Raw genomic sequence first — 23708 nt, 5'->3', positions numbered from 1 at the left:
AGCGAGCCTGCTCGCGAATGCCTTCACCGAGATCGACCTGACACACCAAGGATCTTCCATGGCAAACCAACAACTTTTCCTCGGCATCGACTGCGGCACCCAAGGCACCAAAGCCATCGTCCTCGACGCGCACAGCGGTCAGGTCCTCGGCCTGGGCGCCGCCGCGCACACGCTTATCAGCGGCGCCAATGGCTGTCGCGAGCAAGACACCGATCAGTGGCTGGAAGCATTCACGCTGGCGACCCGCCGCGCCCTGCTCGCCGCCAATGTCGACGGCCAGCACATCCTTGGCATCGGGGTCTCCGGCCAGCAACACGGCCTGGTCCTGCTCGACGATCAAGGCAAGGTACTGCGTCCCGCCAAGCTCTGGTGCGACACCGAATCCACCGCGGAAAATGACCGACTGCTTGCTCACCTTGGCGGCGAAAGAGGCTCACTTGAACGTCTCGGCGTGGTGATCGCGCCGGGCTACACGGTGTCCAAACTACTCTGGACCAAAGAACGGCATCCCGAGGTTTTTTCCCGGATCGCCCGCATGCTGTTGCCCCACGATTACCTCAACTATTGGCTCACCGGTCGCAGTTGCAGCGAATATGGCGATGCCTCGGGCACCGGCTATTTCAACGTACGTACTCGCCAGTGGGATTTGCAATTGCTACGCGACATCGACCCAACCGGCCGCCTGCAAGCGGCATTACCGGAGTTGATCGATTCCCATCAAGCAGTCGGCACGATTCTTCCGGGTATCGCGGAACATCTTGGCATCAACCCACAAGCACTGGTTTCCAGCGGCGGCGGCGACAACATGATGGGCGCCATCGGCACCGGCAACATACAGCCCGGCGCGATCACCATGAGCCTCGGCTCCTCGGGCACGATTTACGCCTATGCCGACCAACCGAAGGTCAGCCCGGACGCCTCGGTCGCCACGTTCTGTTCCTCCACCGGTGGCTGGTTACCGTTGATCTGTACCATGAACCTGACCAATGCCACCGGGGTGGTTCGCGAGTTGTTCGAGCTGGATATCGAGCCATTCAACGACCTCGTCGCGCAAGCGCCCATCGGTGCCGAAGGCGTGTGCATGCTGCCGTTTCTCAACGGCGAGCGCGTCCCCGCCCTGCCCCAGGCAACCGGCAGCCTGTTGGGGCTGACGATGAGCAACCTGACGCGGGCCAACCTGTGCCGCGCCGTGGTGGAAGGCACGACCTTCGGTTTGCGGTATGGGCTGGACCTGCTACGCCGCAATGGCTTACAAAGCGTGCGCATCTGCCTGATCGGCGGCGGCTCGAAAAGTCCGGCGTGGCGGCAGATCGTCGCGGACATCATGAACACCCCGGTGGTCTGCACTGAACAAAGCGAAGCCGCTGCCCTCGGCGCAGCGATTCAGGCGGCGTGGTGTACGTCTTGGGCGACCGGGCACGAGGACAGGCTGGCGGATATTTGCGGGCGGTGCGTGAAGCTCGATCTGACCAGCGAAACCCAGCCCGTCGCAGACAATGTGGCCGCCTTTCAGCAGGCCTATGAACGTTATCAACAACGGGTCGTAACCCTTTAAAGAGCGAGCAACTATGTACGTGGTGTGTGGTGAAGCGCTGTTTGATTTCTTCAGTGAGAACGATGCCAGCGGCCTGGCTTCACAAATCAATTTCAAGGCGATTGCCGGCGGCTCGCCGTTCAACGTGGCGGTGGGCTTGCGTAGATTGGGTGTGGATTCGGCATTGTTTGCCGGGTTGTCCACCGACTATCTGGGCCGGCGTTTGCAGCAAGTGTTGCAGGACGAAGGCGTGCGTGCTGACTACCTGGTGGATTTTGCTGCGCCCACGACCCTGGCGATGGTCGCGGTGGGCGCCAACGGCTCGCCCCACTATAGTTTCCGGGGTGAAGGTTGCGCGGATCGACAGTTAAAACCGGAGCATCTACCGCCGTTGGGGCCCGAGGTGCGCGGCTTGCATATTGGCTCGTTTTCGCTGGTGGTGCAGCCGATTGCCGATACCTTGCTGGCGCTGGTGCGCCGGGAAAGCGGCCAGCGTTTGATCAGCCTTGACCCGAACGTGCGCCTCAATCCAGAACCGAATATCGAGCTGTGGCGTACGCGGATCGCAACGTTGGTTGAGCTGGCCGACCTGATCAAAGTCAGCGATGAGGATTTGAGCCTGTTGTATCCCGGCCAGGAGCCTCAGCGGGTCATTGAACGCTGGCTGCAGCATCGCTGCCAGCTGGTGTTTTTGACCCGTGGCGGCGCGGGGGCGACGGTGTTCAGCAAGGGACAAGGTTCGTGGTCGGTGCCGGCCTGTTCGGTAAAAATTGCCGACACGGTGGGCGCAGGCGATACCTTCCAGGCGGCGTTGATTGCCTGGTTGACCGAGCACCAGCTCGACTCGGTGGAGGGTGTGCAATCGCTCGGCCGCGAGCAGATCGACGGGATGCTGAAGTTCGCGGTCCAGGCGGCGGCGTTGACGTGCAGCAAGACCGGGCCGGATTTGCCATATCGCCACCAGTTAGAAGGCAAAACTGTCCAGTAACACCGATTGCCGACGCTGCTGGCCAGGCGACAGGCGGCGTTCAGCCGAGTTAACCATTACTTAACGTTGCGGTCCAAAACTTTACTGGACCGCACGCCCTCAGACTCCCCTGACGCCCAGTGCGGCAAGTTCGACGTCCACGACGTCGGGCTGACTTTCCGCCCGCACTGGAGATCGTTCATGAACACACGCATATTGCTGGTTACCGCCGCCTTCGCTTGCATTGGTTTTACCGGTTTTACCCAGGCCAACGACACTACGCCCCCTCAACCCGTGCTCTATCACTACGGAATGCCATTGCATGTGGCCAAGGTTGTCTCACTGACCGAGCCTACGACCCTGGATTGCAAAGTGGTGACGGCTGACATGAAGTACATCGATAACACCGGCAAGCCTGCAGAACTCTACTACCGAAAACTTTCCGATGCCTGCAGTCTTCAAAACTGACTGAAACACGCCTTGGCGGTATTCCTCAGAGGGATCTGGCGCTATGCTCTAGCGCCTTCCCTCACTGCCGCAAGGATTAGCCATGCAGTTATCGTTTCGTACGTTGTCGACGTTTACCGCCGCCCTGTGTTTGCTGCTGGCCCTGGTCTGGGGATTGGCGCCCGACAGGTTGCTGGCGATCGGGAGCATTGAGTACTCGACTGCGACCGGTCTGGTCGCCCGGCGTAGCGCCGTACTGTTCGCAGCGTTAGGCATGATCTTATATGGGGTTCGAAACGAGGCGCCCTCCGTCACCCGCAACGCGCTGAGTAATGGTTTCATTGCCGGCTGCTTGGGATTGGCAGTACTGGGCTTCGGCGAATGGCTCAATGGCCATGCCGGACCCGGCATACTGGTGTCGGTGGTGGTCGAGCTGGCGCTGGGTCTGGCTTTTTTCCAGACCCGGCGCGTGTCGGTAGAACTCGAAACCGTGAACTAAGGCGCAGCCCTGTTCAGGTGTAAAAGCTGAAAGCTCGCGCGATGTTGCATGTCAGAACGCAGCTCGGCGATCAGTTCGTGAATTTCCCGACAGCTGTTCAGCCGCTGGGCATTGATGCCGGTCACCATGAGATCAAGGTGATCGGTTTCACCATCTGCATACACTTTTACTGTCATCGCCAGGTCGGGAGACAGTGTGCATAAACAGCGTTTTGGCAGAAAACTGCTTTCGATGATATTGCGAAGTTCCAAGGCAGATAAAAACATTGCGACCCTCTCCTTATTGTGAGATTGCCAATCAACGATCAACACTGACTCTGAAAACGTCGGTCAGCTTAAAGACCAGCTACAGCATAAAACATGCCTTGGATTTCGCCGTGCAGCTCATCGGTAAATCAACGGTTTAGCGAAACTTCCAGCGAACGCCCTCATGCAATTTGCAAGAAAGGCCGCGGATTGCGCTGCAATTTGCGTTAGCGTCAGACGGCAGCGCGCATGCGGCCATACTGTTCAGTATCCGCTTTGACCACACACAAGCAAGGAGGCATCATGGGTTCTTTGACCTATATCACTACCGTCGGGCTGATCGTTGCCGGACTGTCGACCCTCGCTCATGCAGCGAATCTCGAAACAGTAGCGCCATACCCCAAACCTGAAAGCGGTTTTACCCGCCAGGTCATTCACCTCACCCCGCAAACTCAGGAAGACAGCTACCAGGTCGAAATCCTCGCGGGCAAGACACTGAGCGTTGACTGCAACCGCCAACGCCTCGGCGGGCTTCTTGAAGAGAAGAACCTTGAGGGTTGGGGCTACCCCTTCTACCGACTGGAAAAGGTGATCGGCCCGATGAGTACGCTGATGGCCTGCCCCGATGGCAAGAGCAAAAAGGACTTTGTGCCGGTCGTCGGTGACGGCTTCATGCTGCGTTACAACAGCAAACTGCCGATCGTGCTCTACGTGCCCAAGGACGTGGAAGTGCGCTACCGGATCTGGTCGGCGTCGAGCAAGGTCGAAAACGCCGTCCAGGAATAAACGAGCCATCCCCTCACACCGGGGCGCCGCTCAACGCGGCGCGCTCGGCCACATGGCGCAAACTGTCGAAGTTGATATTGGCACCCGAGTCGATGGCCACCAGGGTCTGACCGGTGGCTCCGGTTTGCGCAACGTATTTCTTGATGCCGGCCACGGCCAGCGCGCCGGAGGGTTCGGTAATCGAACGGGTGTCGTCGTAGATGTTCTTGATCGCGGCGCAGAGTTCGTCGTTGCTGACCGTCAGCACTTCATCAACGCAAAACCTGCAGACCTCGAAACCGTAGGTGCCGACCTGCGCAACGGCCACGCCATCGGCGAAGGTTCCTACGCTTGGCAAGACAACTCGCTCACCCGTGTGTAAGGCGGCGGCCAAACACGCGGAGTGCTCCGACTCGACGCCGATGATCCGGACGTCGGGTCGCAGGTATTTGACGTACGCCGCGATACCGGCGATCAAACCACCGCCGCCCACCGGAACGAAGATCGCGTCCAGTGGCCCTGGGTGCTGACGGAGGATTTCCATGGCGACCGTGCCCTGCCCCGCGATCACGTCCGGGTCGTCGAATGGCGAGACAAAGGTACGTCCGGTTTGCCGAGCCAGGTGCAAGGCATGCTCCAGCGCAAACGGAAAACTCTCGCCGTGCAGCACGGCATCGGCACCGCGACTGCGAACGCCCAGCACCTTCAGCTCCGGGGTCGTACAGGGCATGACGATGATTGCGCCAATCCCCAGCTCCCGTGCCGCCAGGGCAACACCCTGAGCGTGATTCCCGGCCGAAGCGGTGATCACGCCACGCGCCTTTTGCTCTTCGCTCAGCTGCACCAGTTTGTTGTAAGCGCCGCGAATCTTGAAGGAAAAGGTCGGTTGCAAATCCTCGCGCTTGAGCAGGATCTGGTTGCCCAGGCTTTGGGACAAGGCGGGCGCCAGTTGCAACGGTGTCCGCACCGCCAGCTCATAGACCGGCGCGGCGAGGATCTTTTTTACGTAGTGCTCAAGCAAGGCTTGCTGGTCGGGCGTGTTGTTCATGGTCGTCTCCTGGAAGTCCGGTTTTCACACCCAAGAGACAGAAAGTAAAAACCCGCCTCTAGGGCGGGTTGGGTGCTGCAGTCGTGAGCTAGCCCGCCAAATAAGGAATGGCGGTAATAATGCTTGGCTGGCAGCGCAATACGGTGGAAGTCATGGCTGAAAACTAGCCGGGTGCTGATGGCAAGTCAATGGCTTCGTGACTTGCAGGATCAGAATTTGCGTCCGTCAGATAGCGATCGCGAGCAGGCTCACTCCCACAATGGATCCCCAATTGGACACAAGATTGATGAATGGCGAAGACCATAGTGGGAGCGAGCCTGCTCGCGATGGCAATTTCACAGCTGCCGACATTACTGTCTGAAGGAATGAAGAGGGCCGCTGGCAGACCTGCGTTTTTCCAATCAACGGCTGCTGTCGTCTGCGTCTCGAGGGGCCGGATTGGGTATGAATTTCGGTGGGCTGGCGGGAGCCGACCGATCCTGGGGATAGCGATTGCCAATGCCGCCGTTGTCCAGAGTGGGTGGTCGAGGCACCGGCACCGTGTTCGGCCCTCGGATAACCGGCGCACTGGGTTGAGTCCCTTGCATACTGTTGGGATTGGCTCGGTGAATCGGGCTGTCGTAAGGATTGTTGTTAGTGCTGCCCGGCAGGTTCTGGGCAACCCGCAATGGCAAACTGGCGGGTGCGGCGTCAGCCTGGGGCAAATTGCTCAGCGCGCCAGTCAATGCCAGCGCCGTAATGCCCAGCACGAAGCGATTCATGGAGAAGCCTCTCGACGTATGCATGGATAGGGTCTTTGATATCACGCTACGCCCGGGGTCGGGTTTTGTTAACCAAAACCTTCCCCGCAAGATGTGACACGACGTTGATCTGCCCTCTGGGCCTGACCACACGCTGCTGAAACTTTTGCGCCAGGCCACAGGTCACCTGATCATCACATGGGAGAAGACGACGATGGCCAGGGCAATCTGGAAAGGCGCAATCAGTTTCGGACTGGTGCACATCCCTGTGGCGCTGGTCTCGGCGACCTCCTCTCACGGGGTGGATTTCGACTGGCTCGACAGCCGCAGCATGGACCCGGTGGGCTACAAGCGCGTCAACAAGGTCACTGGCAAGGAAGTCACCAAGGAGCACATCGTCAAAGGGGTCCAATACGAAAAGGGCCGGTACGTCGTGCTCAGCGAAGAGGAAATCAAGTCGGCGCACCCGCTGTCCACACAGACCATCGACATTTTTGCCTTCGTTGACAGCGAGCAAATCCCCTTGCAAAACATCGATACGCCCTACTACCTCGCGCCGGATAAACGCGGTGGCAAGGTCTATGCCTTGTTGCGTGAAACGTTAAGCAAGACCAAAAAAGTGGCGCTCGCCCAAGTCGTGCTGCATACCCGTCAGCACTTGGCCGCGCTGATGCCGCTGGAATCGGCCATGGTGCTGGTGATGCTGCGCTGGCCGGCGGAAGTGCGCAGCCTTGATACGCTTGAGTTGGGCAGCGAGGTGACCAAGCCGGAATTGGCCAAGGGCGAACTGGACATGGCCAAACGCCTGGTGGAAGACATGAGCGCCGACTGGAAACCTGAGGATTACCACGACAGTTTCGAAGACAAGATTATGGCGCTGGTCGAGAAGAAGGCCAATGAAGGCAAGATTGAGGATGTCGAATCGGCGACGGGTGAGGAAGAACGCAAGACGGCCGATGTTATTGATCTGACCGAGCTGCTCAAACGTAGCCTCGGGGGCAAAAGCCCCGGTAAAACAAAGCCGGCCGCACACAAAAAAGCCACGAAGACTTCTCGTGGCTGATTCGGGTTTGCGGTGAATGATACGGCCCCATCGCGAGCAGGCTCGCTCCCACATTGGTCTTGTGACCGACACAGATCAACTGTGGGAGCGAGCCGGCTCCGGGCGGCGATCCGACGAAGGCGTCTTGAAGCACAACACAGAAATCAGATCAGCACAAAAACCGCCAGCAACCCGCCAAAAACCGCCCATTTCTCCAGGTAGTAGAGCTTGCGATTGCGCTTCTTGAGCGCCTTGCCACGCAGGCGAATCTTGTAGATTTTGGCGAACAGGCGGTTGATGCCACCGGTTTTGTCTCCCGCATCGTTGGGCGCGCCCGCTGCCGACATCACATGACGGCTGAACCACTCATTGACTGCAGCCGCCCAGCGGTACTTCATCGGGCGCTCGATGTCGCAAAACAAAATGATGCGGTTCTGCTCGGTGGTGTTTTCGGCGTAATGAATGAACGTCTCATCGAACATCACCGCTTCGCCGTCGCGCCAGTGATAGCGCTCGCCATCGACGTTGATATAGCAACCGGCGTTGTTGGGCGTTTCGAGGCCCAGGTGATAACGATAGGAGCCGGCATAGGGATCGCGGTGACGCACCAGTCTGGAACCGGGTGGCAACTCGGCAAACATCGCAGCCTTGATCGAACCGATGCTTTGCACCAGTTCCGTAGTGCGCGGGCAGAGTTTCATCGCCGACGGATGGCTGTCGCCGTACCACTTCAGGTAGAAACGCTTCCATCCCGTCTTGAAGAACGAGTTGAAGCCGACATCATCGTATTGACTCGAGCCCTTGATCTCTCCGGCCTTGATCAGGTTCTGGCCTTCGGCACGGATTTCTTCCCAATGATCCTGTAACGGACTCAGGTCCGGAAAATCAACAGGATCGAGATAAGGCTTGCTGGGGATTTTCGAGCACATATAAAGGAAGCAATTGACCGGCGCCAGAAACGTGGAGTGATCACTCAGTTGGCGGCCCAGCTTATGGCGCACCCGCCCCCGCAGATGGACGTAAGCAATGGATACAACGTAAATAACGGCGATGATGAGTTTCACAAAAGTCGTCACACGTCAGAAGTGAACAAACTGCGTTCCCTGCCAGCCAATGGGCCCAAGGTTTTTATGCAGCGTCTGAATACGAAACAACGGTCCCGCAAGCGCGTCGTTGAGCCTGTGCCAACGGTTAGCCTGCGGCTGATAAATCGCATTTTAGCCACAGTTTGTAACCAATAGTTAACCTTGCGATGCGAAAATCTGTCCGCTGATACCGCCAAAGCGTCCGTGTGGCCTCAATGCCCTATCGTTTAAAGAGCCAGACCAGTACAATCGCCGCCAAACATTACGCGCCCCCCTTGGTTGATGACGGAAATGAACCCCGTCTCAGCGCACTTCGACTCGGGCCAAGCGCTCCACATGCTGCTGTCCACTTATTGCCAGATGGACCTTCCGCTTCTGACCGGGATGCATTTCCTGTGGTTCGAAAACCGGAAACGGGTACTGAATCGGTACTGCCGCAACCCTAGCTACTCTGAATGCTTCGCAGGAAAAACCTTTGATCTCTACAGCTAACATCACGATGCAGTTCGGCGCCAAGCCGCTATTCGAAAACGTTTCGGTCAAATTCGGCGCGGGCAACCGCTACGGCCTGATCGGCGCCAACGGTTGCGGCAAGTCGACCTTCATGAAAATCCTCGGTGGCGACCTCGAGCCATCCGGCGGCCAGGTCATGCTGGAACCGAACGTGCGTCTGGGTAAATTGCGCCAGGACCAGTTCGCCTACGAAGAATTCACCGTGATCGATACCGTGATCATGGGTCACGAAGAGCTGTGGAAGGTCAAGGCCGAGCGCGATCGCATCTACTCGCTGCCGGAAATGACCGAAGAAGACGGCATGGCCGTGGCGGAACTGGAAACCGAATTCGCCGAAATGGACGGCTACACCGCCGAATCCCGTGCCGGCGAGCTGTTGCTGGGCCTGGGTATCGGCATCGAGCAGCACTTCGGCCCGATGAGCGAAGTGTCTCCGGGCTGGAAACTCCGCGTATTGCTGGCTCAGGCGCTGTTCTCCGACCCTGAAGTGTTGCTGCTCGACGAACCGACCAACCACCTGGACATCAACACCATCCGCTGGCTGGAAAACATTCTGACCCAGCGCTCCAGCCTGATGATCATCATCTCCCACGACCGTCACTTCCTGAACAGCGTGTGCACCCACATGGCTGACCTGGATTACGGCGAACTGCGTCTGTTCCCGGGCAACTACGACGAATACATGACCGTGGCGACCCAGTCCCGCGAGCAGCTGCTGTCGGACAACGCCAAGAAGAAAGCGCAGATTTCGGAACTGCAATCGTTCGTCAGCCGCTTCTCGGCCAACGCCTCGAAAGCCAAGCAGGCCACTTCCCGCGCCAAGGCGATCGACAAGATCCAACTGGCCGAGGTCAAGCCTTCGAGCCGTGTGAGTCCGTTCATCCGTTTCGAACAAACCAAGAAGCTGCACCGTCAAGCGGTCATCGTCGAGCGTATGGCCAAAGGCTTCGACGGCAAGCCGCTGTTCAAGGATTTCAGCTTCGTTGTTGAAGCTGGCGAGCGCGTTGCGATCATCGGCCCGAACGGTATCGGTAAAACCACCCTGCTGCGCACCCTGGTCAACGAACTGACCCCGGATGCCGGCACCGTGAAGTGGACCGACGCCGCGGAACTGGGCTACTACGCCCAGGACCACGCGCACGACTTCGAAGATGACTGCAACCTGTTCGACTGGATGGGTCAATGGACCCAGGGCGGCGAGCAACTGGTTCGCGGCACCCTTGGCCGGATGCTGTTCTCCAACGACGAGATCCTTAAATCGGTCAAGGTTATCTCCGGTGGTGAACAAGGTCGCATGCTGTTCGGCAAGCTGATCCTGCAAAAGCCGAACGTGCTGATCATGGACGAACCGACCAACCACTTGGACATGGAATCCATCGAGGCGCTGAACCTGGCGCTGGAGAACTACCCGGGCACGCTGATCTTCGTCAGCCACGACCGTGAGTTCGTGTCGTCGTTGGCCACCCGCATCATCGAACTCAGCCCTAGCGGCGTGATCGACTTCAGCGGTACTTATGACGATTACCTGCGTAGCCAAGGCGTAGTGTTCTAAGCGTCTGCTGAAACTGAAAAGCCCTGTCCTGGTGACGGGGCATTTTTTATTTCAGGCCCATGGTTTTCTGTGGTGCTGAAACCTTCGCGAGCAAGCTCGCTCCTACAGTGGATTGCGTTCCCCTGTGGGAGCGAGCTTGCTCGCGATGAGGCCCTTAGGCTCGACGAACATAGTTAGCCTGCTTCCTTTTATTTCTCACCCACGCCATGATGCAGCTCTCCCACCGCCGCCCGCGAACGAGCCCTCATGTCTGCGCAGCAACTGCCCCCGCAAAGCTCCATGGCGATCACCCTGCAGATCGTCTCCATCGTTTTCTATACCTTTGTTGCCTTCCTCTGCATCGGTCTGCCGATTGCAGTGTTGCCGGGGTATGTCCACGAACAGCTGGGCTTTAGTGCCATTGTTGCGGGGCTGACTATTGGCTCCCAATACCTGGCCACGCTGCTCAGCCGTCCGATGGCCGGGCGCATGTCGGACACCATCGGCACCAAGCGGGCAATTGTTTACGGGTTAACGGGGATTGTGCTGAGCGGTGTGCTGACGTTGATTTCTACGCTGCTGCAAAGCTTTCCGCTGCTGAGTTTGTTGATCCTGATTGCCGGTCGCTTGCTGCTCGGGATTGCCCAGGGTTTGATCGGCGTCGGCACCATCAGCTGGTGCATGGGCCAGGTCGGTGCGGAACACACTGCACGCTCGATTTCGTGGAATGGCATTGCCTCTTATGGTGCCATTGCGATTGGTGCGCCGCTGGGTGTGGTGATGGTCGCAGACTATGGCTTTGCCAGCCTGGGGATCGTACTGTCGCTGCTGGCCTTGGCGGCACTGGTGCTCATCCGCAACAAACCCTCGGTGCCGGTGATTCGCGGCGAGCGTCTGCCGTTCTGGGCAGTCTTCGGGCGGATCGCGCCGTATGGTGCGAGCCTGAGCCTCGCCTCGATCGGTTACGGCACGCTGACGACGTTTATCACTTTGTATTACGTCAGCCGAGGCTGGACTGGCGCGGCCTATTGCCTGACGGTGTTCGGGATCTGCTTCATTTTGTCGCGACTGCTGTTCATCTCGGCGATTGGTCGCTTCGGCGGCTTCACCTCGGCCATCGCCTGCATGACCATTGAAACAGTCGGCCTTGTACTGCTGTGGCTGACGCCTTCGACCGGCTATGCCCTGATCGGTGCGGGGCTGACCGGATTTGGGCTGTCATTGGTGTATCCGGCGCTGGGGGTTGAGGCGATCAAACAAGTACCTAACTCCAGTCGCGGAGCGGGCTTGAGTGCTTATGCGGTGTTTTTCGATCTGGCGCTGGCAATTGCCGGGCCGTTGATGGGCGCGGTGGCGTTGAACCTGGGGTACTCGTGGATTTTCTTCAGCGCAGCGTTGCTGTCGGTGACGGGACTGGGCCTGACCCTGTTATTGCAACGTCGCGCAATGGCCTGACTTTACACCCCACTGTGTAGGAGCGAGCTTGCTCGCGAAGGACTTGTGAGCGACGCATTCATTCAGGAAGAACGCGTTATCGTTAACGTCCTTCGCGAGCAAGCTCGCTCCTACACAAGGATTGTCTATTGATCGGCGGTTTGCATCCCGGCGCGGGTGGCTTTGACCAGCGTGCGGGAAAAGAAACTCCCGGCTTCGGAAATCAGATTGCGGTGAATGTCTTCACGGTCGACGCCATCGGCATCAGTGCACAGCGCAGGCGTAGCGATAGACTGTTCTTCGTCGCACGGTGCCATGAATACGAAGTGCCCTGCCCCGGCCAGTAACTTGAAGTCCGGTGCGATGGGCAGTTTACGCGCCAGGGCTGCGGCGTTTTTGTCGAACGCCACCAGTTTGTCGCCATCACCGCTGTAAAGCAGCACCGGCACATGCACATCGGCCAACGTGGAACGGCCAAACTTCAAGCTCAGTGGCGCCATTAACAGCAACGCGTGGACGCGCGGGTCAGCGATCGGTTGCAGGTCATCGCGGTCGACGATCAACTCACCTTGCGTGTTGCAGGCATCGCGATCATCGGGGCGCTCCTGGCAATAGCGGCGCAAGCGATCCAGGTCTGGCGTGGCACCGGACAGGATCAACGCTGTCTCCCCGCCGGCCGAGTAACCGATCACGCCCACCTGATCGGCATTGACGAAAGGTGCGAGCATACGATCGCCCAAGGTCGCGGTTATTGCTTCGGAAATCTGGATCGGTCGGCCGTAAAGGTTACTCAAGGTACCGAGTCGGCTGTGATCTTTGGAGTTGTCACCGGGATGGAACACCGCCACCACCACAAAACCTTTGCGCGCCAGCGAGGTCATCAGGTCGTGCAAGGCCAGCGGGGTTCCGGTGTTGCCGTGGGACAGCATCAGCATCGGGAAGCGACCCATGGCGACTGGCGTGTCTTCGCCGGCTTCGACCGAGTAACCCTCGAGTTTGCTGGTATGTTCGCGGTCGTTGGAGGGATAGAAAGCGATGGCCCGCATGGGTTGAAGATCCAACGGGTCGAGAAAGGTCATCTCATGGAAGCCGACGCTCCATTGAGGACGTAGCGCATGCGCGGCGTGCACTGAATTCAGGCTGCTGAGCAGGCAAATCAGTAATATTGCACAAAGACGCACCATGGGATGCCCCACCTTGTTACTTGACCGGAGACGGTAACCGTTGACTGCATAACGCGGGCCAACAATTCATCAAAACAGAAATGACAAGAAACAAAAAACTCCGTATCTGACACTTGCGTGTTCAGAATACAGAGTTTTTTGGGGTGTTGCCTGCGCCAATTGACGACTTTACGAAAGCCTTACGCGGCGGCGAACAACTGCTCGCTGATGTGCGCGTGCGCGTCGCTCATGGCTTTGGTACGCACTTCGTCACCGTAAGCCAGGCCGTGGGCGCGGACGAACTCGATGTCAGTGATACCGAGGAAGCCGAACAACACTTTCAAATACTCTTCGTGAGCGACGCCAGTCACCTGGCCAGCATGCATCCCACCGGAAGTCGAAACGATCACGACTTTCTTGCCACCGCACAGGCCTTCAGGACCGGCTTCGGTGTAGCGGAAGGTTTGACCGGCAACGGCGATTCGGTCGATCCAGGCCTTGAGTTGGGTCGGAATGGTGAAGTTGTACATTGGGGCGGCGATCACAACAGCATCCGCCGCGATGAATTCGGCCAGGGTCGACGCGCTCAGCTCGGCTTCGTGTTGTTGAGCGGCATTACGCAATTCAGCGGTGGTGCCGGCGGCAACCAGTGTCGTGGCGGAGAAGTGGCTGATAGCGTCGGCAGCCAGGTCGCGGTAAGTGACCATGGCAGACGGCTCGGCGGCTTGCCAGGCTTTAACGACTTCACTGCTCAGCTGACGGGAAGCCGAGTTGTCACCAAGAATGCTTGAATCGATATGCAACAGTTTCATGTGGGATCTCCAGGTGAGGATCGCCACGGGGCGATCTGATGGAAACAATCCTACAGGCGAAACCAATAGCTGATTAGACGGCAACAATGCGATAGTTTGTCTCACTGATAGAACAATCGAGCTGACATTCTCATGCAAGATCTCAATGACCTCTACTATTTTGCCAAAGTGGTTGAAGCCGGTGGCTTTGCGGCGGCCGGACGTTTGCTGGGAATTCCGAAGTCGCGGCTCTCGCGACGCATCGCTGAACTCGAAGAACGCCTTGGCGCGCGCCTGCTGCAACGCACCACGCGGCAACTGAAGTTGACAGCGGTGGGCGAGCGCTACCTGCGACACTGTCAAGCGATGTTGCTGGAAGCCGAAATGGCCGATGAGGCGGTGGCCAGCATGTCCAGCGAACCTCGTGGGCGCTTGCGGGTGTCCTGCCCGGTCGGGTTGGCCCACGAAATGTTGCCGATGGTGATCAGCAGATTTCTTGAAAAGCATCCGCAGGTTCAGTTGGAAGTCATGCTGCTCAACCGCCGGGTCGATCTGGTGACCGAGGGTGTCGACGTCGCTTTGCGGGTTCGCGAGTTGGGCGATGAAGATCCGCTGCTGGTGACCCGGCGCCTGCGTCAGGCGCAGATGCTCCTGGTGGCCAGTCCGGCTTTTCTCCTTGGCCGGGAGATCCATCATCCCGAGGACCTCAAGGGCGTGCCGGTACTCGGCGCACTGGAAGCCGACCGCATGGTGCATATCCGCATGCTCGATCAACAGGGCAAAAGCTTCGACGTAGCCCTGGAAGCGCGACTGGGCATCGACGACTTCATCGTGCGCCGGGCCTGCACCCTCGCCGGCCAGGGCTTTACGATGCTGCCGATGATGTATTGCGAGCAGGAACTGGAAAACGGTTCGCTGGTGCAATTGCTGCCTGAATGGTCGTTACCTGGCGGCTGGTTACAAGCTGTCTACCCTCACCGTCGCGGAGTGATGCCGGCGGTGCGCGCCTGGATCGACCATTTGATCGAATCATTCAATACCTGTGGGGACCGACTGATATGAAGGCTGGACGCATGAGCGAAGAGGAAGTCGCCGCATTCTGTCTCGCGCTGCCGGGTGCGCGGGAAGACTACAAGTGGGGAGGTGTGCGGGTGTTTTCGATTGCCGGGAACAAGATGTTCGCCTTGCAGAACCTGCGCGGCGCGTCCCTGGCGTTCAAGGTCGACAAGGACCTGTTTCTCGGACATTGCGACCGCCCGGGCATCCATCCCGCGCCGTATCTGGCGCGAGCCCAGTGGATCATTATGGAAACGCCCTACCCGTTGGCAGCCGAAGAGCTGCAGGGCTTACTGCAACGTTCCCATCAACTGGTGGTGAGCAAGCTGCCCAAGCGCACTCAGGTCGGCCTGCTGTTGTAGAACGCTCTTTTAGAACAAAGCGAACAGGTGTGCACCGAGGAACAGCTGGTCGATCCAGAACACTTGATGCATCAGCACGATGATCCAGAACACCAGCTGAAACGAGACTTTGCGCGTCTTGTGCCGAAACACCTGTTGCGCCAGCAAGGCCCCCGGCCAACCGCCCGCGAACTCCACCGCATGCAACACGTTCTCCGGTGTACGCCAACGGTCGGAGCGCGCCTTGCGCTTGTCGCTCCAATACAGAAAAAACGCCAGCACGCTGACAATCCCGTACGCCGCCAAAGGGATCACCGATACCCGATGCAGCCAGAGCGAGATCGAGCCAAACAGTGGCAGCGCGCACAAGACCGCGAACACCAGAAGTTTTAGCCGAAGATGCTGAGTCTCCCCCCCGGATGGGCGCCCGGGATTGTGGCGCGTGCTGGAGTCATTCATGGTTTCGCGCCAGCCCAATCGACCCATCCAAATTGCCAGGTCGCCAGGATTACAATGCCGAACACAATGCGATACCAGGCAAATGCCGCATAGCTATGGGTGGCAATGAACTTGAGCAGGGCCTTGACCGCGATCATCGCGAAGATGAACGCGGTGACGAAACCGATAGCGAACACCGGGAAGTCTGCCGGCACGAACAGGTGGCGATACTTGAACCCCGAATACACTGCCGCAGCCACCATGGTCGGCATGGCCAGAAAGAACGAGAACTCGGTAGCGGTTTTGCGCGACAGCCCGAACAGCAAGCCACCAATGATCGTCGAACCGGAACGCGATGTTCCCGGGATCATCGCCAGGCACTGGGCGAAGCCGACTTTCAGAGCGTCTTGCCAGGTGATTTCATCGACCGTTTCGGCATGTACTTCATGCTGACGCTTCTCGGCCCACAACATGATTATCCCGCCTACGACCAACGCCGTGGCAACCGTAATCGGGTTGAACAGGTAGTGGTGAATCAGATCGGAAAAAATCACACCGAGGACCACGGCGGGCATAAATGCGATCAGCAGGTTCGCGGTAAAGCGACGAGCACTCGGCTGGGTCGGCAAGCCGGTCACCACGTCGAGGATTTTACGGCGAAACTCCCAGACCACTGCCAGAATCGCCCCCAACTGGATAATGATGTTGAACGCGATAGCCCGTTCACCCCCGAAGTTGAGCAAGTCGGCCACGATAATCTGGTGTCCGGTACTGGAAATCGGCAAAAACTCCGTCAGCCCTTCTACAACGCCAAGAATCAATGCCTGCATGGCGGTCCAAATATCCATCAATCCCCCAAGAAGCGATGCCCCCAGGCATGCCCCGTTAATATTTTGTAGAGCGTTCACTGCGATCAGCGTAGCTGAAGTCCGGCGCGCACAGGATCCACACAGAACTGTAAAAATCCTATGAAAAATCAACTGGATTCAGATTTACCGCGCGGGGGCGAAATCGTATCAGACAAGTCTCATGACTGCTGCCGTGACTTGGGTCGAATGGGCCCTATCAAGCGCAACCAGCACGTGGCACTACAACCTGTAGCAGCTGCCGAGCAGCGCGAGGCTGCGTTCGGCGGCGCAGCCGTCGTAAACCCGGTGAACGCGGTTCAACCGACATTGCGTATCGCCTGGTTTCACGACGGCTGCGCCGTCTCGCGCTGCTCGGCAGCTGCTACACCGTGCGACGCGGTTCTACTTGGCAGCGTCTGCCGTTACAATCCGCCCCCTCTTCGACTTTCCCCCAAGGAACCCCATGTCCGGGCTTGAACTGTTTGCCGCCGCCCTCGGTGTCATTGCCGTCCGGTTGACGGTCAAACAGAACCCCTGGTGCTGGCCGATCGGCCTGGTCATGGTGCTGCTTTATAGCTGGATCTTTTTCGAAGTGAAGCTGTATTCGGACATGCTGCTGCAAGTGATCTACGCCACCCTGCAGCTCTATGGCTGGTGGCAGTGGACCCGCGCGGGTGATGCGCAACAGGGTCGGCGGGTCAGTCAGCTCAATGCTCGATCCGTGGCAATCGGCCTGGCTGTCGGTGCAATGGGTAGTCTGTTGCTGGGCGCGGCCATGGCCCACTGGACCGACGCCGCGCAACCTTGGCTGGATGCTGCGCTGACGGCCTTCAGCCTGGTGGCGCAATTATGGATGGCGCAAAAACGCGTGCAGTGCTGGCCCCTGTGGATCGTCCTGGACTGTATTTTCGTCGGCCTGTTCGTGTACAAGGGGATGTACCTGACTGCCGCCCTGTATGGTCTGTTCACCCTGCTGGCCATTCAAGGCTGGCGCACATGGCGCAGCGATCCGCTGCTGTGCCCATGAAGATTTTGGTGCTGGCAGGGCCGGAATCCAGCGGAAAAAGCTGGCTTTCGGGCGAGATTCACGCCAATTTTGGCGGCATATTGGTCGGTGAGTACGTTCGGCATTTTATCGAAAGCGAAGCCCGCGAAACCCGCTACGATGACATTGCGCCAATAGCACATGGCCAGCTGACTTGGGAAGATGAAGCTCGCGCGACACAACCGTCACTGTTGATTCTCGATACGCACCTTTTAAGTAATATCCTTTGGAGTCGCACTTTGTTTGGCGCTTGCCCGACGTGGATCGAGCAAGCATTGTTGGCACGGCACTACGACCTGCATTTGCTGCTGAGCCCTGAAACCGTGGCCTGGCACGACGACGGACAGCGTTGCCAACCGCAACTGGCACAACGCCAGGCGTTTTTCCAGGCCAGCCGCCAATGGCTTGACCTGCACCGCCAGCCTTTCCAGGTACTGCAAGGTGATTGGAAACAGCGCAAGGACGCGGCATTCGAGGCTGTGACGCGCTTGCTCAAGGCCTGACAAGGGGTGCCCGGCCCTGCCGCAAATGTCCATTCCTGAAACACCCCTCCCAGCTCAAACCCGCGAACTAAAGCGGCCCGAGCACTGCGCAAAAAAAATGTTTCGCCACTGATACAACCTGCCTTCAGCGCCCTTGACGAGCAATGCCGCCAGCATGGACGGCGCTTTTGCGTGGCTCTGTCTCAGTGGCGTTACAAAATTAATTTGACCACCTCGACAATTAAAGCCAACCGACTGTTTTAAAAAGTAAAACCAAAACCGGCACACCTTCTGCTGTCTTCCTCGCAACGCTGATAAGGGCCAGCGTTCCACTTACAGAAGGAATTGCCGCCGTGGGGAAATTTGATAAAAGCATTTATAGCCTGCTGCTGATCGGATGCGCACTGGGCTCAAGTGTCTGCCTGCCAGTACAGGCTGACAACGGCATCATTATCATCAAACGTGATGTCCAACCGCGCATGGCAACGCGTGCGCCGCTGGTTCCCGACCCAAACCCCACGACCGTCAATGCCAACCCGTCCCAACATATCCTCAGCCAAACGAACGAGTTGAGCGACGGTGACTTTGCCGGTGTCGCCAGTGGTGCAGGCATTTCGGGCCTGATCACTCAAAACACCAACAACCTGGGCGGCAATGTCAGCAACCAGTCCCAGTTGTCCAACCTCGCCGCGGGACACTCGGGAAATTCGGGCAACGGTATTGCCAACATGGTCAATTCAAGCATCCAGCAAGGCATGGGTGCTATGAAAGTCATGACGGGAGACCGTTAACATGAATCGTACGCTGCTGATTATCGCTATGTTTTGCAGTGCATCGACCTTTGCCCAACCTCCCTCGACCAATAACGCCGAAATCGACGGTTCGGGCACGCAGTACCAAGGCAACCTCTCGGTCAACGAGGCTGCGGGCGATCAGCAGCAACAGGCCAACGCCCGGGCTTTCGCCGTTGGCAACAACGCCAGTGCTACCACACAGATTCGCCAACGGCTGCGTTCACAGGTCGACCCCAGGATCGATGCTCGATCCAGCATTCAAGGCAACTCCTTCAGCAATGGCAACGGCGCACTGGGCGTCAACCAGAGTGCGGGCGCCAGCAACCAGCAAGCCAATGCCCTGCGGATAAGCATCAGTGCACAGCCGCAAAGTATCGACGACAGCGTCCTCATGCAACAGAACGTGGCGCTGATCACCAACTCCGATCCAACTGACTCTGCACCTGGCTATCGCCAGATCGCTACCAGCGATCAGGCCTTCACCGGTAGCCGTGGGGTGATTCAGTTGAATCAGAGCGCCGGGGTGGGAAACCGAACGGCCAACACCCTGAGCGTACGGGTCGCGGATTGACCCAAACAGGTAATAACAACACTTAACTACCTAAAAATAGAGTACGGAGAACAAGCATGAAACCTTCAATGGCAATAAAGCCTCTGGTTTTCGCAATCGCTGCGGTCATGGCTGTTGCTGTACAAGCTGGACAGGATGGGAATGGCAATGGCAATGGCCGTGGTGGCCGCGGCACTCCTCCTCCAACAATGATCCCGGTCAACGCGACTGCAAATGCGAGCGATAAGCAGAGCAGTACCGGCAACTACATCGGCAACGAAGGGACTCAGAACTCAGCCGATATGAGCAGCTCTGCCTCAGGCTCCAGCGGCAACGTCGGCGTCAACGTGGCTGCAGGCTCTGGCAACCAACAAGACAACGCCGCCGCCATCGCCAACGCGGCCTCCACCTCCAGTCTTGATAACAGCTTTGTGTTCGGGACTGCCAATGCCACCTCTAAAGTCACGCAATTTGGCAACAATAACAAGGTCGACAACTACTCCACCACAAACTCTGGTGTGATGAGCGGATCGGGCAATGCCGGCAGCGGCAACATGGGTATCAACGTTGCTGGTGGCGACCTTAACCAACAGAAAAACACCATGGCAATTGCCAACTCCAATTCCCCGCTTGGTAGCGCATCAGCCACCGCCTCTGCCGATCAAAGCAGCCCTGGCCTGACAGTAAATAACGGTGCCGATCGTACGTACCGCGTGGATACGCTGACGGTTACCAATACAGCCAGCGGTAGCCAGTCTCGCAGTAGTGCATCCAACTTGAGCGTTGATAAGAGCGCTTCCAGCAGCTGGTCTGCGAGCGGTGCCAATAGCGTCAGTGCAAACGGTTCCAATAGCTTTAATGCGAACGGTACCAATAGCTTTGATGCGAGCGGTTCCCAGAGCAAGAACTCGAGCTCTTCTAGCAGTGCTTCCTTGAGTGCTACTTTGGCCGCGTCTTTGACTGCAGCGGCCGATGCTTCCAGAAGTGTTACCTGGAATAATGGCAGCGGCGCTCACACCCGCAGTGCAACTGAAAGCGCATCGCTTGACGCGTCGCTAAACGCATCGCTCGATGCATCTGCTGCCACAGCGCACCAAAAAGCGTCTGATTCTTCGTACACAAAATCGGCAGACTCGTCGTTCACCAAAGCGGGAGGCTCGTCGTTCACAGCGGCGTATGACTCCTCGTACGACAAGTCTGGCCAGAAAGCGTCGGCGTCTTCGAAAGACGTTACGAAGAGCTACAGTGAGAGCAGTGCGTTTGACTTGAGCAACACCTACTCTTATCAAGTGCTGACTCCAACTGGCTGGGCAAACCCTGTGACCAACACTGCAACCCTGAGCGGTTCGGTGAATGGCGGCAGTGGCAACCTGGGCGTCAACGTGGCTGCCGGTGTGGGTAACCAACAAAGCAACTCGCTGTCGATTGCCAATCAATCGTTCTAATGCTGTCTCTGGAGGCCCCCTTATGGGGGCCTTTTTCACCCCAACCAGAAGGCGCCCCACCATGCGCATTATCGCCTTGGCATTTTTGCTTTGCGTGGCCAGTGTGATCGAGGCTGCACAAATGCCGCTTGCCGTCCTGCCGGGCGGCGCGCTGGTGTATAAGCCGCTCCAAAGCATACGCGAGCGCAAATTTGCCGACCTGGTGCAACAGAAAACCGACTTCAGTTGCGGCGCAGCTGCGCTGGCAACCATATTGCGCCAGGCCTATTGGCTGGACGTAAACGAAGAACAAATCATCGAAGGCATGCTGGAACACTCCGATCAAAAACTTGTCCGCGTCCAGGGCTTTTCCATGCTCGACATGAAGCACTACGTGGAAAGTATCGGCATGCGCGCCCGCGGTTACCGGGTAGCGCCAGAGACTTTGAAAGAGGTCCGGATTCCGGTCGTGGTGCTCATGGACATCCGTGGCTACAAACACTTCGTCGTCTTGCAAAAAACCGACAAGGACTGGGTGTATGTCGGTGATCCGGTACTGGGTCACAAACGCTACAAGTTCGACGATTTCATCAAAGGCTGGAACGGCATTATTTTCGCCGTCATCGGCCAGGGTTATGACAAGACCAATGCGCTGCTCGACCCACCGATGCCTTTGACCGCCCGGAACAAGATCAACGCCTTCAACCCGGTGCCGGACGCGGAGTTGCTGGATTTCGGATTCATTCAGAGCGACTTCTTCTAATGACAAGGGAGCATGAAGCTCCGGGAGCATCCAATGAAGACCCCTTATTGGCTGGCCATCATCTGCCTGGCCGCCAGCCTGCCGACGCAGGCTCAAACGTTCAAGCCTATCGAACTGAAGGATCAGGAATTGGCAACCCTGCGTGGCCGCTATGTCATGCCGGGACGAATCATCAGCTTCGGGATTGCCATGACCAGCACTTGGCAAAATGCCAGCGGTGAAGTGATCGGGGCAACCTCGACGATGCAAATTCAACAATCGACCATCAAGCCTCAGTTCTACGTCACGATGATCGACAGCAAAGGTAATGGTTCGGCGGTTTCTCAGGGCACCGGCACCGTCAGCGGCGGCAGCGGCCTGAATACGACCGAGGGCGTCACTCAAGTTGTGCGCGCTGCCGGCGACAACAACGGCGCTTACAACAACGTTGCAATCAACGTCCAAAAAGGTGACCAGGCACCACAAATGAACACCCAGGGGCAAGCGTTGACCCCGGGTACAACCATGACCAGCAGCAACGGCGCCGGGGCGCTGAGCATTTCCGCTAACGGCGCGGGTGTGCTGCTCAACATCGTGGCCAACAACAACCAGGGCAGCACCGCGCAACGCCTCGCCCAGGGTGGGCTGATGCAAAACACGACCTTGCTCGGCGGGGGCAACCAGGTAAACAACCTGATGTCGATCAACGTTGTGCTGCGCGATAACCTGCCGTCAGCCGGCTCGATGAACGGCAATCTGGATCAACTTAAAGGCCTCCACGCTCTCGGATATTGATCTACGCTCAGTCTCATCGAATGTAGTCAGAAGGGACGGCTTACCTATGCACAGATCGTTCACGCTCAGAGCTGTCGTTTGTTTAAGTACCCTGGCTCCGGCCACTTTGCTGCAAGCAGCACCGGACCCCCAGGTAGAAGCCCTAAAACAAGAACTCATGGAGCTGAAACAGCGTTACGAAGCACAACAGAACGCGCTGATGGTACTCGAACAGCGCGTTAAACAAGTCGAAGAAGCACCTGCAACACCGCCCCCTAAACGCCTGACCCGCTCCCCTGCCGAACCGGTAAAAGGCGCTCAGACGGTGGCCACCAGCGGAACCAAGGGCAGTTCCTATGGGGAATCACTCAAGGATGATTCGGCGCCGGCGCAAAGCGTTTCCAATTTGTATGACGAAGCCAGCGGCTTTTTTGGTGGCGGCAAGTTCAGTCTCGAAACCGGCCTGACCTACACGCACTACGATACCCGTGCGCTGGCGCTCAATGGCTTTCTGGCACTGGACTCGATTTTTCTCGGCAACATCAACCTCGACCGCATCAAGGCCGACAACTGGACACTGGACCTGACGACCCGCTACAACGTGGCGCAACGTTGGCAGTTCGACATTAACGTCCCCATCATTTATCGCGAGTCAACGTATTCCTCCGGCGGCGCCGGGGGCGCAGGCCCGGTGACGTCGGACGCAACCGTTACCCGCGACCCGACCATCGGCGATGTGAACTTTGGCGTTGCTTACAAGTTTCTGGATGAATCGGCCGAAACGCCCGATTCGGTCTTTACATTTCGCGTGAAGGCGCCGACCGGTCAGAACCCTTACGGCATCAAGCTGGTCAATGACCCGAGCAACGATAACCTCTCGGTCCCCCAGAGCCTGCCTACCGGCAATGGTGTCTGGTCGGTAACCCCGGGGATTTCGCTGGTCAAGACCTTCGACCCGGCAGTGCTGTTCGGCAGCCTGGCCTACACCTACAACATTGAAAACTCTTTCAGCGATATCAGCCCTCAGGTCGACTCCAAGGTGCCTGGGGACGTGAAACTGGGCGACTCCTGGCAGGTCGGCGCCGGCATTGCATTCGCCTTGAACGAGAAGATGAGTATGTCGTTCTCGTTCACCGATCAGTTCGCCCGCAAGAGCAAGATCAAGCCGGACGGTGGCGAGTGGCAATCGATCACCAACAGCGATTACAACTCGGCCAACTTCAACATCGGCCTGACCCTGGCCGTATCCCCCAACCTGACGATCGTTCCCAACCTGGCCATGGGCCTGACCGAAGACGCGCCAGACTTTTCCTTCAGCCTGAAATTCCCGTACTACTTCTAATCCGGCACCCACAAAAAGCCCGCTTTCTCAGCGGGCTTTTTTTTGATAGCTGCGCGTTTTCAGCGCTT

General features: G+C 58.0%; 25 protein-coding genes and 1 pseudogene. 18 read left to right on the top strand and 8 right to left on the bottom strand.

Going from position 1 to position 23708, the window contains the following annotated elements; genetic code table 11:
* Positions 1–58 precede the first annotated feature (58 nt).
* The 4 genes from xylB (at position 59) to AC1MDT_RS06180 (ending at position 3447) form a co-directional block, all read left to right on the top strand.
* The gene (xylB, locus tag AC1MDT_RS06195) at positions 59–1555 is read left to right on the top strand and encodes a xylulokinase (RefSeq protein WP_480421190.1); all 1497 of its coding nucleotides are present in this window, start codon (positions 59–61) and stop codon (positions 1553–1555) included.
* A 13-nt stretch (positions 1556–1568) separates the two neighbouring features.
* Positions 1569–2522 carry a carbohydrate kinase family protein gene (locus tag AC1MDT_RS06190; protein WP_480421189.1) on the top strand — a complete coding sequence of 318 codons (954 nt, stop codon included), beginning with the start codon at positions 1569–1571 and terminating at the stop codon, positions 2520–2522.
* Between the two features lie 180 nt (positions 2523–2702).
* Positions 2703–2969, top strand: a complete 267-nt coding sequence (locus AC1MDT_RS06185; RefSeq protein ID WP_480421188.1) for a DUF2790 domain-containing protein — start codon at positions 2703–2705, stop codon at positions 2967–2969.
* 82 nt (positions 2970–3051) lie between these two features.
* Positions 3052–3447, top strand: coding sequence for a hypothetical protein (locus tag AC1MDT_RS06180; RefSeq protein WP_480421187.1), 396 nt, complete (start codon positions 3052–3054; stop codon positions 3445–3447).
* Here AC1MDT_RS06180 and AC1MDT_RS06175 read toward each other — a convergent pair.
* Positions 3444–3713, bottom strand: coding sequence for a DUF1652 domain-containing protein (locus AC1MDT_RS06175; protein ID WP_480421186.1), 270 nt, complete (start codon positions 3711–3713; stop codon positions 3444–3446). The two genes, AC1MDT_RS06180 and AC1MDT_RS06175, sit on opposite strands and share 4 nt — an antisense overlap.
* Before the next feature lie 282 nt (positions 3714–3995).
* On the opposite strand from AC1MDT_RS06175, the gene eco reads away from it, so the two are divergent.
* Positions 3996–4478 carry a serine protease inhibitor ecotin gene (gene eco / locus AC1MDT_RS06170; RefSeq protein WP_480421185.1) on the top strand — a complete coding sequence of 161 codons (483 nt, stop codon included), beginning with the start codon at positions 3996–3998 and terminating at the stop codon, positions 4476–4478.
* A gap of 31 nt (positions 4479–4509) precedes the next feature.
* Here the strand turns inward: eco and ilvA are convergent.
* A pseudogene (ilvA, locus tag AC1MDT_RS06165) lies at positions 4510–5505 on the bottom strand (threonine ammonia-lyase, biosynthetic); the annotation flags it as partial.
* Between the two features lie 401 nt (positions 5506–5906).
* A complete protein-coding gene (locus AC1MDT_RS06160; protein WP_480422714.1) occupies positions 5907–6266 on the bottom strand; it encodes a hypothetical protein in 360 nt (119 codons plus the stop codon).
* 193 nt (positions 6267–6459) lie between these two features.
* Here AC1MDT_RS06160 and ku point away from each other — a divergent pair, with 193 nt between their 5' ends.
* Positions 6460–7308 (top strand): non-homologous end joining protein Ku, encoded by an 849-nt coding sequence (ku, locus tag AC1MDT_RS06155; protein ID WP_480421184.1) that lies wholly within the window; start codon positions 6460–6462, stop codon positions 7306–7308.
* A 143-nt stretch (positions 7309–7451) separates the two neighbouring features.
* Here ku and lpxO read toward each other — a convergent pair whose 3' ends face one another.
* Positions 7452–8351: a lipid A hydroxylase LpxO gene (gene lpxO, locus AC1MDT_RS06150; RefSeq protein WP_480421183.1), complete on the bottom strand. Its 900-nt coding sequence runs from the start codon at positions 8349–8351 to the stop codon at positions 7452–7454.
* Between the two features lie 496 nt (positions 8352–8847).
* On the opposite strand from lpxO, the gene AC1MDT_RS06145 reads away from it, so the two are divergent.
* Entirely contained in the window at positions 8848–10437 is a 1590-nt protein-coding gene (locus AC1MDT_RS06145; protein ID WP_157713016.1) for an ABC-F family ATPase, read from the top strand.
* A 246-nt stretch (positions 10438–10683) separates the two neighbouring features.
* Positions 10684–11871, top strand: a complete 1188-nt coding sequence (locus tag AC1MDT_RS06140) for an MFS transporter (RefSeq protein WP_480421182.1) — start codon at positions 10684–10686, stop codon at positions 11869–11871.
* A gap of 125 nt (positions 11872–11996) precedes the next feature.
* On the opposite strand, the gene AC1MDT_RS06135 is transcribed toward AC1MDT_RS06140, so the two are convergent.
* Both AC1MDT_RS06135 and AC1MDT_RS06130 read right to left on the bottom strand, forming a co-directional pair.
* On the bottom strand, positions 11997–13034 hold the full coding sequence (locus AC1MDT_RS06135; RefSeq protein WP_480421181.1) for an alpha/beta hydrolase family protein: 1038 nt from the start codon (positions 13032–13034) through the stop codon (positions 11997–11999).
* Positions 13035–13213: 179 nt separating this feature from the next.
* The gene (locus AC1MDT_RS06130) at positions 13214–13825 is read right to left on the bottom strand and encodes an FMN-dependent NADH-azoreductase (RefSeq protein WP_480421180.1); all 612 of its coding nucleotides are present in this window, start codon (positions 13823–13825) and stop codon (positions 13214–13216) included.
* 132 nt (positions 13826–13957) lie between these two features.
* On the opposite strand from AC1MDT_RS06130, the gene AC1MDT_RS06125 reads away from it, so the two are divergent.
* Together AC1MDT_RS06125 and AC1MDT_RS06120 are read left to right on the top strand one after the other, a co-directional pair.
* Positions 13958–14866: a LysR substrate-binding domain-containing protein gene (locus tag AC1MDT_RS06125; RefSeq protein ID WP_480421179.1), complete on the top strand. Its 909-nt coding sequence runs from the start codon at positions 13958–13960 to the stop codon at positions 14864–14866.
* Positions 14863–15222 carry an MmcQ/YjbR family DNA-binding protein gene (locus tag AC1MDT_RS06120; protein ID WP_480421178.1) on the top strand — a complete coding sequence of 120 codons (360 nt, stop codon included), beginning with the start codon at positions 14863–14865 and terminating at the stop codon, positions 15220–15222. Before AC1MDT_RS06125 ends, AC1MDT_RS06120 begins: the two co-directional genes overlap by 4 nt.
* A gap of 9 nt (positions 15223–15231) precedes the next feature.
* Here AC1MDT_RS06120 and AC1MDT_RS06115 read toward each other — a convergent pair whose 3' ends face one another.
* Positions 15232–15660: a DUF1294 domain-containing protein gene (locus AC1MDT_RS06115; protein WP_480421177.1), complete on the bottom strand. Its 429-nt coding sequence runs from the start codon at positions 15658–15660 to the stop codon at positions 15232–15234.
* The gene (locus tag AC1MDT_RS06110; protein ID WP_480421176.1) at positions 15657–16487 is read right to left on the bottom strand and encodes an undecaprenyl-diphosphate phosphatase; all 831 of its coding nucleotides are present in this window, start codon (positions 16485–16487) and stop codon (positions 15657–15659) included. The genes AC1MDT_RS06115 and AC1MDT_RS06110 overlap by 4 nt, the downstream gene beginning before the upstream one ends.
* A 463-nt stretch (positions 16488–16950) precedes the next feature.
* On the opposite strand from AC1MDT_RS06110, the gene pnuC reads away from it, so the two are divergent.
* From pnuC to AC1MDT_RS06070, 8 genes are all read left to right on the top strand, one after another.
* Positions 16951–17514, top strand: a complete 564-nt coding sequence (gene pnuC, locus AC1MDT_RS06105) for a nicotinamide riboside transporter PnuC (RefSeq protein WP_480421175.1) — start codon at positions 16951–16953, stop codon at positions 17512–17514.
* A complete protein-coding gene (locus AC1MDT_RS06100) occupies positions 17511–18035 on the top strand; it encodes an AAA family ATPase (protein WP_480422712.1) in 525 nt (174 codons plus the stop codon). The genes pnuC and AC1MDT_RS06100 overlap by 4 nt, the downstream gene beginning before the upstream one ends.
* Positions 18036–18367: 332 nt before the next feature.
* Positions 18368–18805, top strand: coding sequence for a hypothetical protein (locus tag AC1MDT_RS06095; RefSeq protein WP_480421174.1), 438 nt, complete (start codon positions 18368–18370; stop codon positions 18803–18805).
* Position 18806: 1 nt separating this feature from the next.
* On the top strand, positions 18807–19379 hold the full coding sequence (locus AC1MDT_RS06090; RefSeq protein ID WP_480421173.1) for an adhesin: 573 nt from the start codon (positions 18807–18809) through the stop codon (positions 19377–19379).
* Positions 19380–19435: 56 nt separating this feature from the next.
* A complete protein-coding gene (locus AC1MDT_RS06085) occupies positions 19436–20803 on the top strand; it encodes a heme utilization protein (protein ID WP_480421172.1) in 1368 nt (455 codons plus the stop codon).
* A 61-nt stretch (positions 20804–20864) separates the two neighbouring features.
* Positions 20865–21545, top strand: coding sequence for a C39 family peptidase (locus AC1MDT_RS06080; protein ID WP_480421171.1), 681 nt, complete (start codon positions 20865–20867; stop codon positions 21543–21545).
* Between the two features lie 33 nt (positions 21546–21578).
* Positions 21579–22319, top strand: a complete 741-nt coding sequence (locus AC1MDT_RS06075; RefSeq protein ID WP_480421170.1) for a hypothetical protein — start codon at positions 21579–21581, stop codon at positions 22317–22319.
* Positions 22320–22365: 46 nt separating this feature from the next.
* Entirely contained in the window at positions 22366–23640 is a 1275-nt protein-coding gene (locus AC1MDT_RS06070) for a hypothetical protein (RefSeq protein WP_480421169.1), read from the top strand.
* Positions 23641–23708: the final 68 nt, after the last annotated feature.

It is taken from the genome of Pseudomonas sp. ASL7, from assembly GCF_056680375.1.
The sequence above is the reverse complement of the archived record's forward strand: the minus strand, read 5'-3'. Positions and strand labels throughout refer to the sequence as shown.

What these genes read in the sequence shown, in the direction of transcription:
- AC1MDT_RS06180 (WP_480421187.1), top strand. Translation starts at nt 3,052, where the DNA reads ATGCAGTTATCGTTTCGTACGTTGTCGACGTTTACCGCCGCCCTGTGT.
- AC1MDT_RS06080 (WP_480421171.1), top strand. Translation starts at nt 20,865, where the DNA reads ATGCGCATTATCGCCTTGGCATTTTTGCTTTGCGTGGCCAGTGTGATC.
- AC1MDT_RS06075 (WP_480421170.1), top strand. Translation starts at nt 21,579, where the DNA reads ATGAAGACCCCTTATTGGCTGGCCATCATCTGCCTGGCCGCCAGCCTG.
- AC1MDT_RS06130 (WP_480421180.1), bottom strand. Translation starts at nt 13,825, where the DNA reads ATGAAACTGTTGCATATCGATTCAAGCATTCTTGGTGACAACTCGGCT.
- AC1MDT_RS06110 (WP_480421176.1), bottom strand. Translation starts at nt 16,487, where the DNA reads ATGGATATTTGGACCGCCATGCAGGCATTGATTCTTGGCGTTGTAGAA.
- eco (WP_480421185.1), top strand. Translation starts at nt 3,996, where the DNA reads ATGGGTTCTTTGACCTATATCACTACCGTCGGGCTGATCGTTGCCGGA.
- AC1MDT_RS06070 (WP_480421169.1), top strand. Translation starts at nt 22,366, where the DNA reads ATGCACAGATCGTTCACGCTCAGAGCTGTCGTTTGTTTAAGTACCCTG.
- AC1MDT_RS06085 (WP_480421172.1), top strand. Translation starts at nt 19,436, where the DNA reads ATGAAACCTTCAATGGCAATAAAGCCTCTGGTTTTCGCAATCGCTGCG.
- AC1MDT_RS06140 (WP_480421182.1), top strand. Translation starts at nt 10,684, where the DNA reads ATGTCTGCGCAGCAACTGCCCCCGCAAAGCTCCATGGCGATCACCCTG.
- AC1MDT_RS06185 (WP_480421188.1), top strand. Translation starts at nt 2,703, where the DNA reads ATGAACACACGCATATTGCTGGTTACCGCCGCCTTCGCTTGCATTGGT.
- AC1MDT_RS06190 (WP_480421189.1), top strand. Translation starts at nt 1,569, where the DNA reads ATGTACGTGGTGTGTGGTGAAGCGCTGTTTGATTTCTTCAGTGAGAAC.
- AC1MDT_RS06120 (WP_480421178.1), top strand. Translation starts at nt 14,863, where the DNA reads ATGAAGGCTGGACGCATGAGCGAAGAGGAAGTCGCCGCATTCTGTCTC.
- AC1MDT_RS06135 (WP_480421181.1), bottom strand. Translation starts at nt 13,034, where the DNA reads ATGGTGCGTCTTTGTGCAATATTACTGATTTGCCTGCTCAGCAGCCTG.
- AC1MDT_RS06160 (WP_480422714.1), bottom strand. Translation starts at nt 6,266, where the DNA reads ATGAATCGCTTCGTGCTGGGCATTACGGCGCTGGCATTGACTGGCGCG.
- AC1MDT_RS06090 (WP_480421173.1), top strand. Translation starts at nt 18,807, where the DNA reads ATGAATCGTACGCTGCTGATTATCGCTATGTTTTGCAGTGCATCGACC.
- pnuC (WP_480421175.1), top strand. Translation starts at nt 16,951, where the DNA reads ATGTCCGGGCTTGAACTGTTTGCCGCCGCCCTCGGTGTCATTGCCGTC.
- ku (WP_480421184.1), top strand. Translation starts at nt 6,460, where the DNA reads ATGGCCAGGGCAATCTGGAAAGGCGCAATCAGTTTCGGACTGGTGCAC.
- AC1MDT_RS06175 (WP_480421186.1), bottom strand. Translation starts at nt 3,713, where the DNA reads ATGTTTTTATCTGCCTTGGAACTTCGCAATATCATCGAAAGCAGTTTT.
- AC1MDT_RS06115 (WP_480421177.1), bottom strand. Translation starts at nt 15,660, where the DNA reads ATGAATGACTCCAGCACGCGCCACAATCCCGGGCGCCCATCCGGGGGG.
- AC1MDT_RS06125 (WP_480421179.1), top strand. Translation starts at nt 13,958, where the DNA reads ATGCAAGATCTCAATGACCTCTACTATTTTGCCAAAGTGGTTGAAGCC.
- AC1MDT_RS06100 (WP_480422712.1), top strand. Translation starts at nt 17,511, where the DNA reads ATGAAGATTTTGGTGCTGGCAGGGCCGGAATCCAGCGGAAAAAGCTGG.
- xylB (WP_480421190.1), top strand. Translation starts at nt 59, where the DNA reads ATGGCAAACCAACAACTTTTCCTCGGCATCGACTGCGGCACCCAAGGC.